General features: G+C 69.1%; 9 protein-coding genes. 4 read left to right on the top strand and 5 right to left on the bottom strand.

Features of this window, described 5'->3' with window-relative positions; all coding sequences use genetic code 11:
- Window positions 1-10: 10 nt before the first annotated feature.
- Window positions 11-781, top strand: coding sequence for a phytanoyl-CoA dioxygenase family protein (locus G3I56_RS30795; RefSeq protein ID WP_164414671.1), 771 nt, complete (start codon window positions 11-13; stop codon window positions 779-781).
- Between the two features lie 114 nt (window positions 782-895).
- On the opposite strand, the gene G3I56_RS30790 is transcribed toward G3I56_RS30795, so the two are convergent.
- Window positions 896-2,617, bottom strand: coding sequence for a glycoside hydrolase family 6 protein (locus G3I56_RS30790; RefSeq protein ID WP_164414670.1), 1,722 nt, complete (start codon window positions 2,615-2,617; stop codon window positions 896-898).
- A gap of 67 nt (window positions 2,618-2,684) precedes the next feature.
- On the bottom strand, window positions 2,685-4,175 hold the full coding sequence (locus tag G3I56_RS30785; protein ID WP_203691027.1) for a cellulase family glycosylhydrolase: 1,491 nt from the start codon (window positions 4,173-4,175) through the stop codon (window positions 2,685-2,687).
- A gap of 277 nt (window positions 4,176-4,452) precedes the next feature.
- Between G3I56_RS30785 and G3I56_RS30780 the strand changes: the two genes are divergently transcribed.
- Together G3I56_RS30780 and G3I56_RS30775 are read left to right on the top strand one after the other, a co-directional pair.
- Window positions 4,453-7,368, top strand: coding sequence for a glycoside hydrolase family 48 protein (locus G3I56_RS30780; RefSeq protein WP_164414669.1), 2,916 nt, complete (start codon window positions 4,453-4,455; stop codon window positions 7,366-7,368).
- A gap of 154 nt (window positions 7,369-7,522) precedes the next feature.
- On the top strand, window positions 7,523-10,198 hold the full coding sequence (locus tag G3I56_RS30775; protein ID WP_164414668.1) for a cellulose binding domain-containing protein: 2,676 nt from the start codon (window positions 7,523-7,525) through the stop codon (window positions 10,196-10,198).
- Window positions 10,199-10,263: 65 nt separating this feature from the next.
- Here G3I56_RS30775 and G3I56_RS30770 read toward each other — a convergent pair whose 3' ends face one another.
- On the bottom strand, window positions 10,264-12,096 hold the full coding sequence (locus tag G3I56_RS30770; RefSeq protein ID WP_164414812.1) for a rhamnogalacturonan lyase: 1,833 nt from the start codon (window positions 12,094-12,096) through the stop codon (window positions 10,264-10,266).
- Between the two features lie 100 nt (window positions 12,097-12,196).
- On the bottom strand, window positions 12,197-13,186 hold the full coding sequence (locus G3I56_RS30765; protein WP_164414667.1) for a YafY family protein: 990 nt from the start codon (window positions 13,184-13,186) through the stop codon (window positions 12,197-12,199).
- A 59-nt stretch (window positions 13,187-13,245) separates the two neighbouring features.
- On the opposite strand from G3I56_RS30765, the gene G3I56_RS30760 reads away from it, so the two are divergent.
- On the top strand, window positions 13,246-13,761 hold the full coding sequence (locus G3I56_RS30760; protein WP_164414666.1) for a hypothetical protein: 516 nt from the start codon (window positions 13,246-13,248) through the stop codon (window positions 13,759-13,761).
- A 194-nt stretch (window positions 13,762-13,955) separates the two neighbouring features.
- On the opposite strand, the gene G3I56_RS30755 is transcribed toward G3I56_RS30760, so the two are convergent.
- Entirely contained in the window at window positions 13,956-14,705 is a 750-nt protein-coding gene (locus G3I56_RS30755) for a class I SAM-dependent methyltransferase (protein ID WP_164414665.1), read from the bottom strand.
- Between the last annotated feature and the right edge of the window lie 21 nt (window positions 14,706-14,726).

Genomic DNA, 14,726 nt, shown 5'->3' with positions numbered 1-14,726 from the left:
CGATGTGCCTATGGACGATGAGCTGGTGGAGCGCTTCCTCGAAGACGGGTTCGTGAAGATCGAGGGCGCCTTCCCGCCCCGCGTCGCCGAGCACTGCGCACGGCTGCTGTGGCGGGAGACGGGATGCGACCCGGACGACCCGGGCACCTGGACGAAGCCCGTGCACTGGGTGTCGGACATGGCGCAGGGCCCGTTCGCCGCCGCGGTCAACACCCCTGTGCTGCATGAGGCGTTCGACGCGCTGGTGGGCGAGGGCCGCTGGGCGTCACGCTATTCGCTGGGGAGTTTTCCGCTGCGGTTCCCGCACGAGGAGGAACCGGACGACGCGGGCTGGCACATCGAGGGGAGCTACTCCCCCGAGGGCGCAACCTGGCCGTACACGAACCTCCGCTCCCGGGACCGCTCCCTGCTGATGCTGTTCCTGTTCAGCGAGGTCGGCGAGACGGACGCCCCGACACGCATCCGGGTGGGCTCGCATCTGGACGTACCAGCACTCCTGGAACCGTACGGTGAGGAGGGTGTTTCTGGGCTTGAGATAGCTCCCGAACTGGTGGCGGCCTCGGCACACCGCCCGCTCGTGCACGCCACCGGCCGCCCCGGCGACGTGTATCTCTGCCACCCCTTCCTGGTCCATGCCGCGCAACCGCACCACGGCACCCGACCCCGCTTCATGGCCCAGCCACCGCTGCAACCGGCGGCGCCGTACGAGTTGGAGCGTGAGGACGAGAACTACTCCCCGGTGGAACGCGCGATCCGCCTGGGCCTGAGAAGAGACCCCTGAGCGGGCCCGGTGGGGTCGGGGTGCGCACCGCGCCCCCCGACAGGGACGCGGGGAACTGCGCGACCGGCCCCCACCGGGCCCGCGGCCGAAAGCGAACCGCCGATCCGGCGGAGCTTAGAGCGCCGGGTAGGCGTTGGCCATCAGCTGCTGGAACTGCGCCGAGAACCAGTGCCCGGCGAGCGGCGAGTTCCCGAGCGCGCCCGACATGTTGTTGTTGTTCAGCGGGTTACCCGTGTACGTCGGGTCGCACATCCGGTCGAAGCCCTTGCCCTCGTCGTTCGGGATCGCCGAGCTGGCGCCGTCGGACTCACCCGGGGGCTTCATCCACACGTAGGCGTCGATCCCGGTCGCCGGAGCGGCCTTCGGGCGCTCGCCCAGACCCGCGCCGGACTGGTTGCACCAGTTGCCGACGTGGATGCGTCGGTCGATGCGTCCGCCTTCGACGTAGGTGTCGACGCTGGTCGTGGCACCGGGTCCGGTGGGCCGTGCGGCGCCGCCCCAGCCGTTCCTGGACGTGTCGATCAGCATGCCGATGCCCGACGGGAAGCCGGCCGTGACCAGCTGGTTGCGGAAGGCCTGCGCGAAGGACAGCTCGTCGGTGTACCGGTTCCAGTCCACCCACTTCGACTCGCGGACCGACTTGCCGGCCACGGTGTCGTTGATGGTGAAGTTGGTCTCCTTCAGGGCGCTGTAGTTCGCCGTGTTGCTGATGAACCCGTGCACGTCGTTGACCGTCGCACCCTCGGCGGTCGCCGCCTGCTTGAACAGGTCGGCGGCGGGGCCGAAGTTGTCGTCCCAGCCGAGCCAGCCGTGGTGGGCGGCGTCGATGTAGTTGTAGACGTTCGGCACGTCACCGAGCTTGTTGAGCGCGTAGCCGACACCCTTGATGTAGTTGCCGTTCGCCTTCATCACATTGCACGCGGGCGTGGCCGTGGGCCGGCTGCCGGCGTTGGTGACGAGGTTGGGCAGCGAGTCGATCTCGACGGTCGTGACGATGCGCAGGCCCGCGTACTTGGTGTCCGCGAGGATCGCCGCGATCGGGTCGATGAACTGGGTCTTGTACTTGTCGATCTCCGTCGGGCCGAGTTCGCCGTTGGAGGCGAGGGCCGCGCAGTCACGTCCGGGCAGGTCGTAGACGACCAGCTGGACGACCATTTCGCCGGTGCCCTTCTGCTGGAGGGCCGCGTCGAGATGGGCGCGCAGACCCATCTTGCCGCCTGCTCCGTTGATGGCCGCGATCCGGTCCAGCCAGACGCCGGTGGGCTGGTTGGAGATCCTGCTGCCGCCCGTCTCGGCGGCGGCCTTCGCCGACCACTCAGGGTTCACGTACACCTTGGCGCCGGCGTACGGGTTGTCGACCTTCGTGCCGGTGCCCGGGCCCGGGTTCGTCGGACCCGGGTCCGTGGGACCGCCCCCGCCGTCGACGTTGCAGGTGACGCCGTCGAGGGTGAAGGTGGCCGGAAGGGCGTTCGTCCCGCTGTAGCTGCCGTTGAAGCCGAAGCTCACCGAACCACCGGTGGCGATCGTCCCGTTGTAGCTCTCGTTGGCGACGGTCACGGCGGTGCCGCTCTGGCTGAACTTCGCGTTCCAGCCGCTGGTGACCTGCTGGTTACCGGCGTAGGACCACTTCACGGCCCAACTCGACTTGGCAGCACTGTTGTTGGTGACCGTCACGGCGGCGGTGAAGCCGGTGGACCACTGGTTCTGCACCTTGTAGTCGACGGTGCAGGGGATCGCGGCGATGCCTAGGTCGGCCTGCGTGACCGCTGCCGCGGCGCCGGTCGCGCCGGCGACCAGCGCCATGGAGGCGAGGATCGCTGTTCTGGTACGGCTCATGAGTGCGGATGTCCTCTCGTTTTCCTGTGGGGTGAGAAGCGCCTTGCTGTGATGGGGAGTTGGTGCGCTAACCGATGGCCCGCAAGTGGTCGCGCAGACCGATTCCGAAGGCCGTGGGTGTGCCGTCGTAACCGGAGATCAGGGATGGGCCGGTGGCGCAGTTCCAGGTGTTCCAGGTCCAGCCGAGGTAGGACAGGGAGCGGTCGTCGAACCACTTCATGACCCGGTCGACGAAGGAGTGCGCGCAGGTGTTCTCGCCGATCTCGCCCGCCACCAGCGGCACCTGGGCGGCGACCGGCGCGAGAGTCGAGTTCCAACAGCTCTCGCCGGCACACGAGTTGAAGTTGTAGATGTGCCAGGCGGCGGCGAGATTGCCCGCCGGATCGGTCGGCTTGTATGTCAGCCACTGCGTGAGGTCGTTCGAGTACGCGAGCCCGCCGGCCAGGATCACGTTCTTGGCGCCGGTGGCCCGGACCGCGTCGATCAGATCCTGCATCCCGGCGACCTCGTAGCCGATGCCGGGGCAGGTGCCCCCGTCCCGCCAGCAGGTCCAGGCCTGGGCCGCCGTGGAGGTGGCGCGGTCCGGGTAGGGCTCGTTGAACAGGTCGAACACGACTGCCTGGTCACCCTTGAAGGTGTTGGCGACCGAGGTCCAGAAGGCGGGCGAGTACTGCATGTCGGGCATCGGCTTCTGGCAGCCGGCGTGCACGTCGGAGCAGCCGGCCGAGTTGCCCGTGTACAGGCCCCAGGACCAGTGCAGTTCGACCATCGGTGTCATGCCGTGCGCCTTCACCTTCGCCACCAGGTCCTTGACGGCGGCGATGTAGTTGGCGCCCGCGTACTCGGGTTTGATGTTGGACAGGCCGAGCCAGCACTCCTCGTTCAGCGGGATGCGTACGGTGTTGACCTTCCAGTCGGCGATCGCCTTGACCGAGGCGTCGTCGACCGGTCCGTCCCAGATGCCGTTGCCCTGGACGCACGCGAACTCGCCGCCGGAGCGGTTGACGCCGAGCAGCCGCCGGGTGGCGCCGCCGGAGTCGACGAGCTTGTTGCCGGACACGCGCAGGGCGGGTGCCCCGGCCTCGGGGGCCGGCGGCACCGTGGGTGATGGAGTCGGTGTCGGGGTCGGCGTCGAACCTGAATCCACGTTGCACGTCGTCCCGTTGAGCTTGAACGACGCCGGTACGGGATTGCTCCCGGACCGTGAGGCGATGAACCCCGCGCTGACGCTCGCGCCCGTGCCCAGCGAGCCGTTGTAGCTCTCGTTGGCCGCGGTGACGGTGGTGCCGGCCTGGGACCACTTGGCGTTCCAGCCCTGGGTGAGCTTCTGACCTGCGCCGAAGTCGAAGCCGAGACTCCAACTGCTGAGCGCCGCCTGGTTGTTGGTGATCCTGACGGAGCTCTGGAAGCCGGCGTCCCACGAACTGGTGACCGAGTACTCCACCGTGCACGCGGGGGTGGCTCCCGACGCCGTGAGGACCGGTGCGACCGCGGTGCCCACAAGGGCGACGGCAGCGCCGAGCACGGCTAAAAGACCTGAACGCGGGGGGTGTCGCATGAGCGACTCCTTGCAGATCGGGCGCGTCGGTTCGGACGCGTCGACTGATGGAACCGCTCCCACTGGTGTCAACGAAGTTAGCGCCAAGTGACGGCAAAGGACAGAGGGGGTGTCGTGTTTCCATCAGATGTCGTCGTCGAATCAATTCGAGTCTTCAAACACCTTGACCCTTGACACGCCTGTCTTCAATATGGGAGCGCTCCCACTGGTTCAAGGCTTGTTGCTCCTCCCCACATCTCCACGAGCACCTCCGAGCCCGCTAGGAGGAACCAGCACCATGCACCCCCGACACGGACGCCGCAGCGCGCGGCGGTTCTGGACCGCTGCCGTGGCGGCCCTCGCCCTCCCCTTGACCATGCTCGCGACGAGCACAACTCCCGCACAGGCGGCGGCAGTTCAGTGCAGCGTCGACTACAAGACGAACGACTGGGGGTCCGGCTTCACCGCGGATCTGACGATCACCAACCGCGGTACGGACGTCATCAACGGCTGGACCCTGACGTACGCCTACGCGGGCAACCAGAAGCTCAGCAACGGCTGGAACGGCACCTGGTCCCAGTCCGGCCAGACGGTCACCGTGCAGAACGCGACGTACAACGCGACGATCGCCGCCGGAGCCGCCGTCAGCACCGGCGGGCAGTTCACGTACAGCGGCGCCAACGCGGCGCCGACCTCGTTCGCGATCAACGGGACGACCTGCGCCGGGGCCCACCAGCCGCCGGTCACGGTGCTGACCAGCCCGGTCGCGGGCGCGGTCTACTCGCAGGGCACCGCGGTGCCGATGGCCGCCACGGCAGCGGCGGCGGACAACGCGACGATCACGAAGATCGAGTTCTACGACGACACCACGCTGCTCGGCACGGACACGACCGCGCCGTACACGTACTCGGCCACCGGACTGGCCGTGGGAAGTCACTCACTGCTGGCGAAGGCGTACGACAGCCTGGGCGCCTCGGCGCCGTCCACGCCGGTCGGCATCACGGTCGCCTCGGGTCCCGCCGTGGTCGCCGTGCCGACCCAACTCGGCGTCCAGCAGGGCAAGACGGGCACGTACGACGTGAAGCTGTCGACGCAGCCGAGCGCGAACGTGACCGTGGCGACGGCTCGCGCGAGCGGCAACACGGGACTGTCGGTGACGGGCGGCGCCTCGCTCACCTTCACGCCGTCGAACTGGAACACCGCCCAGAAGGTGACGATCACCGCCAACGCGACGGGCACCGGATCGGCGGCCTTCGACTCGACGGCCACCGGCCACGCCAAGGCGACGGTCACCGTCACCGAGCTGGCGGCCTCGAAGGTGTACGACGCCCGCTTCCTGGACCTCTACGGCAAGATCACCAACCCGGCCAACGGCTACTTCTCCCCCGAGGGCATCCCCTACCACTCGGTGGAGACACTGATCGTCGAGGCTCCGGACCACGGCCACGAGACCACGTCGGAGGCGTACAGCTACCTCCTGTGGCTCCAGGCCATGTACGGCAAGGTGACGGGCGACTGGACCAAGTTCAACGGGGCCTGGTCGATCATGGAGCAGTACATGATCCCCACCCACGCCGACCAGCCCACCAACTCCTTCTACAACGCGTCGAAACCGGCGACGTACGCCCCCGAGCAGGACCTGCCGAGCCAGTACCCGGCCGCGCTCAACTCCGGCGTCTCGGTCGGCACCGACCCGATCGCTGCCGAGCTGAAGAGCGCGTACGGCACAGACGACATCTACGGCATGCACTGGATCCAGGACGTCGACAACGTGTACGGCTACGGCAACTCGCCCGGCAAGTGCGAGGCGGGCCCGACGGACACCGGCCCCTCCTACATCAACACCTTCCAGCGCGGACCGCAGGAGTCGGTGTGGGAGACGGTGCCGCAGCCGACCTGCGACGCCTTCAAGTACGGCGGCACGAACGGGTACCTGGACCTGTTCACCGGCGACGCGTCGTACGCCAAGCAGTGGAAGTTCACCAACGCCCCGGACGCCGACGCGCGCGCCGTGCAGGCCGCGTACTGGGCGGACGTCTGGGCCAAGCAGCAGGGCAAGGGCAGCGACGTCTCGGCCACCGTCGGCAAGGCGGCGAAGATGGGCGACTATCTGCGCTACTCCATGTACGACAAGTACTTCAAGAAGGTCGGGAACTGTGTCGGCCCGACGGCCTGCCCCGCCGGTACCGGCAAGGACGCGTCCTTCTACCTGCTGTCCTGGTACTACGCCTGGGGTGGCGCCACCGACACCTCGGCCGGCTGGGCCTGGCGCATCGGCTCCAGCCACACGCACGGCGGCTACCAGAACCCCCTGGCCGCCTACGCGCTCAGCTCGTACGCCGACCTGAAGCCCAAGTCGGCGACAGGGCAGGCGGACTGGACGAAGTCGCTGCAGCGGCAGGTCGAGTTCTACCGCTGGCTCCAGTCCAACGAGGGTGCCATCGCCGGCGGCGCGACCAACAGCTGGGCCGGCCGCTACGCGACCCCGCCGACCGGTACACCGACCTTCTACGGCATGTACTACGACGAGAAGCCGGTGTACCACGACCCGCCGTCCAACCAGTGGTTCGGCTTCCAGGCATGGTCCATGGAGCGGGTCGCCGAGTACTACCAGCAGACGGGCAACGCGGCGGCGAAGACCGTCCTGGACAAGTGGGTCGACTGGGCCCTGTCCAAGACGACCATCAACCCCGACGGGACCTACCGCATCCCGTCGACGCTCCAGTGGTCGGGCTCCCCGGACACCTGGAACGCCACAACTCCTGGCGCCAACGCGGGACTTCACGTCACCGTCGCCGACTACACCAACGACGTGGGCGTGGCGGCGGCGTACGCCAAGACGCTGACGTACTACGCCGACCGCTCCGGTGACACCGAGGCGGCGACGACGGCGAAGGCGCTGCTGGACGGCATGTGGTCCAACTACCAGGACACCCTGGGCATCGCCGTCCCGGAGACCCGCACGGACTACAACCGTTTCGACGACGGTGTCTACGTGCCGTCGGGCTGGACGGGGAAGATGCCGAACGGCGACACGGTCAACTCGTCGTCGACCTTCATCTCGCTCCGCTCCTTCTACAAGAACGACCCCAACTGGTCGAAGATCGAGGGGTACTTGGCCGGAGGCGCCGCACCCTCGTTCACCTACCACCGGTTCTGGGCCCAGGCGGACATAGCCCTCGCCATGGGTTCGTACGCGGAGCTACTCGAATAGCCCCCGCCGGGTCCAACAGGACCTGAGCTCCGCGTACCGCGCCGGGCGGCCCCTTCCCGCACTGGGGGCCGCCCGGCGTCGCGTACTCCCTCTCCCCCACACCCCCACACCCCCTCGCTCCCCCAGAGACCTCTTGCTGAGAGGACCCCCACCCATGCGAAGAACCCGTATCCTCACGGCCGTACTGGCCCTGACCGCAGGCCTGTTGACGGGCAGTTCACTCGCGCTCGCCGCCCCGTCCGCCGCGGAGGTGAAGCTCGCGACCGACACCTACACCTGGAAGAACGCCCGGATCGACGGCGGCGGCTTCGTCCCCGGCATCGTCTTCAACCGCACCGAGAAGAACCTGGCGTACGCCCGTACGGACATCGGCGGCGCCTACCGCTGGCAGGAGTCGACGAAGACGTGGACCCCGCTGACGGACTCGGTCGGCTGGGACCGCTGGGGCCACACCGGTGTGGTCAGCCTCGCGTCCGACTCCGTTGACCCGAACAAGGTGTACGCGGCTGTCGGCACGTACACGAACAGCTGGGACCCCGGAAACGGTGCCGTGCTGAGGTCGGGTGACCGGGGCGCGAGCTGGCAACGGGCGGACCTGCCCTTCAAGTTGGGCGGCAACATGCCCGGCCGGGGCATGGGCGAACGCCTCGCCGTAGACCCGAACAGGAACAGCGTGCTGTATCTGGGCGCACCCAGCGGCAAGGGGCTGTGGCGGTCGACGGACTCGGGGGCGACCTGGGCTCAGGTGGCGAACTTCCCCAACGTCGGCAACTATGCCCAGGATCCGACCGACACGAGCGGATACGGGAGCGACAACCAGGGCATCGTCTGGGTCACCTTCGACGAGTCGACGGGTACCTCGGGCAACGCGACCCGCACGATCTACGTCGGGGTCGCCGACAAGGACAACGCGGTGTACCGCTCGACGGACGCGGGCGCGACCTGGTCGCGGCTCGCCGGGCAGCCCACCGGCTATCTGGCCCACAAGGGCGTACTCGACGCGAAGAACGGCTATCTGTACCTGCCGTACAGCGACAAGGGCGGCCCCTACGACGGCGGCAAGGGCCAGCTGTGGCGGTACGCGACGGCCACCGGCACGTGGACGAACATCAGCCCGGTCGCGGAGGCGGACACCTACTACGGCTTCAGCGGTCTGACGATCGACCGGCAGAAGCCGGGCACGGTGATGGCGACGGCGTACAGCTCGTGGTGGCCGGACACGCAGCTCTTCCGCTCCGCGGACAGCGGCGGCACCTGGACGAAGGCCTGGGACTACACCTCGTACCCGACCCGCGCGAACCGCTACACGATGGACGTCTCGTCCTCCCCGTGGCTGACCTTCGGCGCGAACCCCTCGCCGCCCGAACAGAGCCCGAAACTGGGGTGGATGACGGAGGCACTGGAGATCGACCCGTTCAACTCGAACCGCATGATGTACGGAACGGGCGCGACGATCTACGGCACCGAGAACCTCACCAACTGGGACAGCGGCAGCCAGTTCAGCATCAAGCCGATGGTCCAGGGCCTGGAGGAGACGGCGGTCAACGACCTGGCCGCTCCCCCGTCGGGCGGTGCGGTGCTGCTCAGCGCCCTCGGCGACATCGGCGGCTTCCGGCACACGGATCTCACCAAGGTCCCCTCGATGATGTTCACTTCACCGAACTTCACCACCAGCACGAGCCTGGACTACGCCGAGACGAACCCGGGGATCGTGGCCCGCGTCGGCGACCTGGACTCGGGCCCGCATGTCGCGTTCTCGACGGACAACGGCGCCAACTGGTTCGCGGGGACGGATCCTTCGGGTGTCTCGGGCGGCGGCACGATCGCGTCGGCGTCGGACGGCAGCCGGTTCGTGTGGAGCCCGGCGGGCACGGGCGTGCAGTACGCGACTGGTTTCGGTACGTCGTGGTCGGCGTCGACGGGCATCCCGGCCGGCGCGATCGTGGAGTCCGACCGGGTGGACCCGAAGGCGTTCTACGGATTCAAGGCGGGCAAGTTCTACGTGAGTTCGGACGGCGGAGCCACCTTCACGGCGTCGACGGCGACCGGTCTCCCGGCCGGCGACAGCGTGCGCTTCAAGGCTCTGCCGGGCACGAAGGGCGACGTCTGGCTGGCGGGCGGCGCGACCGACGGCGCGTACGGCCTGTGGCACTCGACGAACGGGGGTACGACGTTCACCAAGCTGTCCAACGTCGACCAGGCCGACACGATCGGCTTCGGCAAGGCGGCGACGGGAGCGACGTACCAGACGCTCTACACGAGCGCGAAGATCGGCGGCGTACGCGGCATCTTCCGCTCCACGGACAAGGGCGCGAGCTGGACACGTATCAACGACGATGCCCACCAGTGGGGTTGGACTGGCGCGGCGATCACCGGTGACCCGAGGGTGTACGGGCGCGTGTACGTGTCGACGAACGGGCGCGGTGTCGTCTACGGCGAGTCGTCGGACACGAGCGGTGGCGGCGGAGGCGGCACGGATCCGACGCCCACACCGACACCGACGCCCACGGGGGCCTGCACGGTGACGTACAAGGTCACCAGCGAGTGGTCGGGCGGCTTCCAGGCGGACGTGAAGCTTGCCAACACCGGCACAACCGCCTGGAACGGATGGGCACTTGGCTGGTCCTTCCCGAACGGCCAGACCGTCTCCCAGCTCTGGAGCGCCGAGTACACCCAGTCGGGTGCCGCGGTGACGGCGAAGAACGTGAACTGGAACGCGAACGTGGCGGCCGGCTCGTCCGTGAGCTTCGGCTTCACGGCCAACTGGTCGGGCACAAACGGAAAACCGGCCGCGTTCAAGCTGGGTGACCAGAGCTGCACGGTCGCCTGAGCGGGTGGGTGCGTGTCCGGCGGGACACGCACCCACCTTCGTTCACGGGGTGCAGACCGTTTCGTTCAGGGGGTGTAGACCGTCGGCCTCGGGGCCGTCGGCATGCCGTTGCCGATGAAGAAGCTGGGGTGTGGGGGCTGGTTGTAGGCGGTGTTCTGCCAGGCCAGGCCCGTGCGGTACATCGTGTCGTGCAGCAGGGTCGTGATCCGCGTCGTCGTCTCGATCGGTGTCGAGTAGATGCGCAGGGCCGTGTTGTCGCTGGTCGCCCAGACCACCTCCTCGCGCCAGTCGCCGAAGAGGTCTCCGGAGAGCGCCGGGGTGGCCTTCGTGCTGTTGTTGGAGTGGACGGACGCTCCGGTCAGCAGGCGGGTGTCGGAGGACGTGCCGTACTTGTCGATGTGCGTGCCGTCGAGGAGTTCACGGACCGGGTCGGCGTCCCACCAGGACAGGAAGTTGACGGAGGACGGTTCGCGGCCCTTGGTGGCTCCGGCCTCGTCGCGGATCGAGGAGTCCGAGGCCGACCAGACCTCGGCTCCGTCATTGCCCGCCCAGATGTCCCCGGCGACTCCCCGGCCGTTGTCGCAGCAGGCCGCGATGCTCCAATTGATCGTGCCGTTGGCCGGGTTGATGTACAGCTCGGCCGGCTGGGAGCTGGACTCGGACACCTTGAAGTACTCCAGGCCCGAGTGCCCCGGGTCCAGGTCGCCGAGGTGCTGGGCGTCGCCGTGGCCCGTCTTCGTCGTCCACAGCCCGTTGCCGTTGTCGTCGACGGCCATCGCCCCGTAGACGATCTCGTCCTTGCCGTCGCCGTCGACGTCCCCGACGGACAGGCTGTGCGAGCCCTGGCCGTCGAATCCCTTGCCGCTGTTGGTGGAGGAGCTGGAGTCGAAGGTCCAGCGGCGCGCGAACGCCCCGTTCCGCCAGTCCCAGGCCGCGAGCACGGTACGCGTGTAGTAGCCGCGCGCCATGATCAGGGAGGGCCGGGCGCCGTCCAGGTAGGCGGTTCCGGCGAGGAACCGGTCGACCCGGTTGCCGTAGGAGTCGCCCCACGAGGAGACCGTGCCGCGCGCCGGGACGTAGTCGACGGTACCCATCGCCTTGCCGGTCTGCCCGTTGAACATGGTCAGGTACTCGGGCCCGGAGAGCACGTACCCGCTCGAATTCCGGTAGTCCGCCGACGAGTTGCCGATGACGGCACCGGTCCCGTCGACCGTCGCGTCCGCCGTCTTCATGGCGACCTCGGCCTTCCGGTCGCCGTCGTAGTCGTACACCTGGAACTGCGTGTAGTGCGCGCCCGAGCGGATGTTGCGGCCCAGGTCGATCCGCCACAGGCGCGTGCCGTCGAGCTTGATCCCGTCGACGATCGTGTTGCCGGTGTACCCCGACTGGGAGTTGTCCTTGGCGTTGGTGGGCTGCCACTTCAGTACGAAGTCGAGCGCGCCGTCACCGTCCAGGTCACCGACCGAGGCATCGTTCGCCTCGTAGGTGTAGGCGACTCCGTCGGGGGTGGTGCCGCCGGCGGGCGGGGTGATCGGGACGTCCTTGTATCCGGTGCGGAACTGGATCGCGTGGACGGAGTCGGCCTGTTCCACGCCGCCGACGACCGCCCGGACCGTGTAGTCGGCCTGGGCGGGGGCGCCCGAGTGGAAGTAGTTCGTGGAGCCGGTGACCGGCGTCGAGTTGACCTTCACACCGGCCCGGTAGACGTTGAAGGAGGCGTCGTTCGGGTCGGTGCCGAGCCAGCGCCAGCCGACCAGGTTGCCGCTGTCGGTGTGCACGCTGACGACACCCCGGTCGAGCGCCTCGACCTGCCGGGCGGTGGCGGCCTCGGCCGGCGTCGCGGAGAGCGCCACCAGCCCTGCGGCAGCGAGCGCTCCGGCGGACACGGCGGACAGCAGGGTCCGGCTTCTGGTGCGGGTGGGGGGCTGGTGGGGCTGGGCATGCGGCTGCGGGTGCTGCACGGTACCTACCTCCTGCGGGGCGGACGGGTTCCACTCCTCAGTCGCCGCCGCCCGCAGGGAAGTTGCCGCTCTGGTGCGCGAAGTCGCCGTATCGCGCCGCCAGTTCCGTCACCGTCCGCGCGATCCGCTCCCGCAGCTCGGCCGGCGCCAGCACCTCGATCCCCGTGCCCAGTCTCAGGAACTCCTCGTAGGCACGGTCGACGGACTCGATCGGAACCGTCACCACCGTCCAACCCTCTTCATCGGTAACTCCGTTGGCCTCGACTGCACCGGCGGCGGGCCCCGGCAGCCGCACGCCGGGCGCGAGCCGCACCAACGCCTCGGCACGGTACAACCGGTCATGGAAGTCACGCTGGTACGCCGTCCAGTGCGCGGCCAGATCGAAGCCATCGGGTCGAGTGAACTCCTCCTCGGTCGCCGTGAGTTCGAGAATCTGGTCGACGCGGAAGGTACGGGGCCCGGGTCCCGCGACGACGTACCAGCGCCCCGCCTTCAGCACCAGTCCGTACGGCTCAAGTCGGCGCTCCACATCGGTGGGCTCACGCCAGCGCCGGTACACCACACGCAGGACACGGCTGTTCCACACCGCGTCGGCAACCGCCGGGAGGTACGGCACCTCCTCGCCATCCGCGTACCAACCGGGCGCGTCGAGGTGGAAGCGGCCGCTGATCCGGTCGGCATGGGCGCGCAGCTCCGGTGGCAGGGCGGCGCGGACCTTGAGCTGGGCGGCGGCGAGGACCGCGCCCAGGCCGAGCTCGGCGGCCGGTCCCGGTACCCCGGCAAGGAACAGGGCCTCGGCCTCGTCGGCGTTCAGGCCCGTCAGCCGGGTGCGGTAGCCGTCGAGCAGACGGTAGCCGCCCGCGTGACCCGCGTCGCCGTACAGCGGCACGCCCGCCGCGCTCAGCGCCTCGACGTCCCGGTAGACCGTACGCACCGACACCTCCAGCTCCTCGGCGAGCTGGGCGGCGGTCATCCGCCCCCGGGTCTGGAGCAGAAGAAGGACGGACAGCAGCCGACTGGACCTCACGCGAACATCACCCACTTCCCTGACACAGGATGTCAGGGAAGTGGCCTTAGCGTCCCCTCATGCCCAACACCCCGGTCACCCCCGTCGCCGCCTTCACCCCGTTCAGCGAGAAACTGCTGACCGTTCTCCCGCCCATCGAGGTGGCCGGCCGGCACATCAAGCGCTACCACGTCACGGCCGACCCCGGCGGGATCGCACCCGACGTCCAGGAGGCCGCGTACGCGATGCTGCCGAAGCTGCTCCCGGAGCCGGACGGCACACCGCCCGCCACCTTCGTCGTCCTGCACCGGGGCGGCGACGACGGCGCCTACCTCAACGCCTACAGCTGGGTGTGGGACAACGTCCTGCACTTCCGGGGCGCCGCGGCGGGCCAGCCGGTGCTGGGCTGCCCGGACCGTGACCCCACGCACTTCATCACGCCTGACGCCCCCTGGATCGGCTGCGTCTGGGAGCTGCCGCCGATCCTGCACGAACGCGACGCCTGGGTACGGCATCTGCTGGCACCCCAAGTCCCGGACCTGGGCGCCTACTTGACAGACAGCCTGCCCGAGGGAACCACTGGAGACCGCTCTTGAGCAGCGTGCACGACTTCGATTTCCTGCACGGCGAGTGGACGGTCCGCAACCGCCGCCGCCCCTACCCCCCGATCCGCCGGTGAGGGTCAGTCTCGCCGGTCGACAACGGGGCAACCTGAGTGACCTGGGTGACCTGGGTGACCAACTGGACGATGGCGTTCAGCACAATCACCCCTCTCCACAAGCACTGCCCCTCAGGATGAGTGCGGCTTGCGGAACGCCCGCAGCGTGAACACCGGGTCCGGGCGGGGCCGGTCCTGGTCGGGCAGCGCCTCCAGGCGGGCGGCGAAGCCGTCGGCGAGCGGGTCGCCCGGCGGTAACGTCATGAACCATCCGCGCCGCAGGTCCGCGACGGCCCGCCGGGGACTGCGCCCCTGCCCTCGCCCCCGGAAGCGCGCCTCACCGGCCGGAACCAGCCCGTGCTCGACGGCGTACGCCTCGACGACGGCTGCCGCGTCCGGTGCCGCGCGCCACGGGCGCGAGGCGAGGACTGCGTCGATGTCACTGCCCACGTTGTGCGCGGCGCCCTTGTCGACGGTGGTGACGTACACCCCGCCCGGCCGCAGCACTCGCGCGCACTCCCCGACAATGGCCCGGACGTCCTCGGGCCGCCTCGCGAGATGCAGCAGCCACACGCTGGTCACCGCCTCCAACCGGCCATCCGAAAAGGGGAGTTGACGACTGTCGGCGAGTACGACGGCCCCCGGAAGCCGAGCGGCGGCCCGCCTCGCCATCGCGTCGGTCAGGTCGACGCCCGTCACCCGCATCCCGGTCCGCGCCGCCGCGAGCCGCCGGGTCACGATGCCCGTGCCGCACGCCACGTCGAGCAGGCTCCGCGCCGCTTCGGGTACGAGGCTCAGCACGGCTTCCGCGGCAGCCGCCGCCCTGGGCTCGCCGCCGCGCGAGGCGTCGTACCGCCCCGCCTCCTGGTTGTAGTCCAGCACGATCGCGTTCCCTCGGCCCGG

The organism is Streptomyces sp. SID12488, from assembly GCF_010548275.1.
Lineage (GTDB): Bacteria > Actinomycetota > Actinomycetes > Streptomycetales > Streptomycetaceae > Streptomyces.
This window is presented reverse-complemented; position numbering and strand designations above follow the sequence as displayed.

Excerpts from the sequence above, each read along its gene's own strand:
- G3I56_RS30775 (WP_164414668.1), top strand. The coding sequence starts at position 7,523 with ATGCGAAGAACCCGTATCCTCACGGCCGTACTGGCCCTGACCGCAGGC.
- G3I56_RS30780 (WP_164414669.1), top strand. The coding sequence starts at position 4,453 with ATGCACCCCCGACACGGACGCCGCAGCGCGCGGCGGTTCTGGACCGCT.
- G3I56_RS30790 (WP_164414670.1), bottom strand. The coding sequence starts at position 2,617 with ATGAGCCGTACCAGAACAGCGATCCTCGCCTCCATGGCGCTGGTCGCC.
- G3I56_RS30760 (WP_164414666.1), top strand. The coding sequence starts at position 13,246 with ATGCCCAACACCCCGGTCACCCCCGTCGCCGCCTTCACCCCGTTCAGC.
- G3I56_RS30785 (WP_203691027.1), bottom strand. The coding sequence starts at position 4,175 with ATGCGACACCCCCCGCGTTCAGGTCTTTTAGCCGTGCTCGGCGCTGCC.
- G3I56_RS30795 (WP_164414671.1), top strand. The coding sequence starts at position 11 with ATGGACGATGAGCTGGTGGAGCGCTTCCTCGAAGACGGGTTCGTGAAG.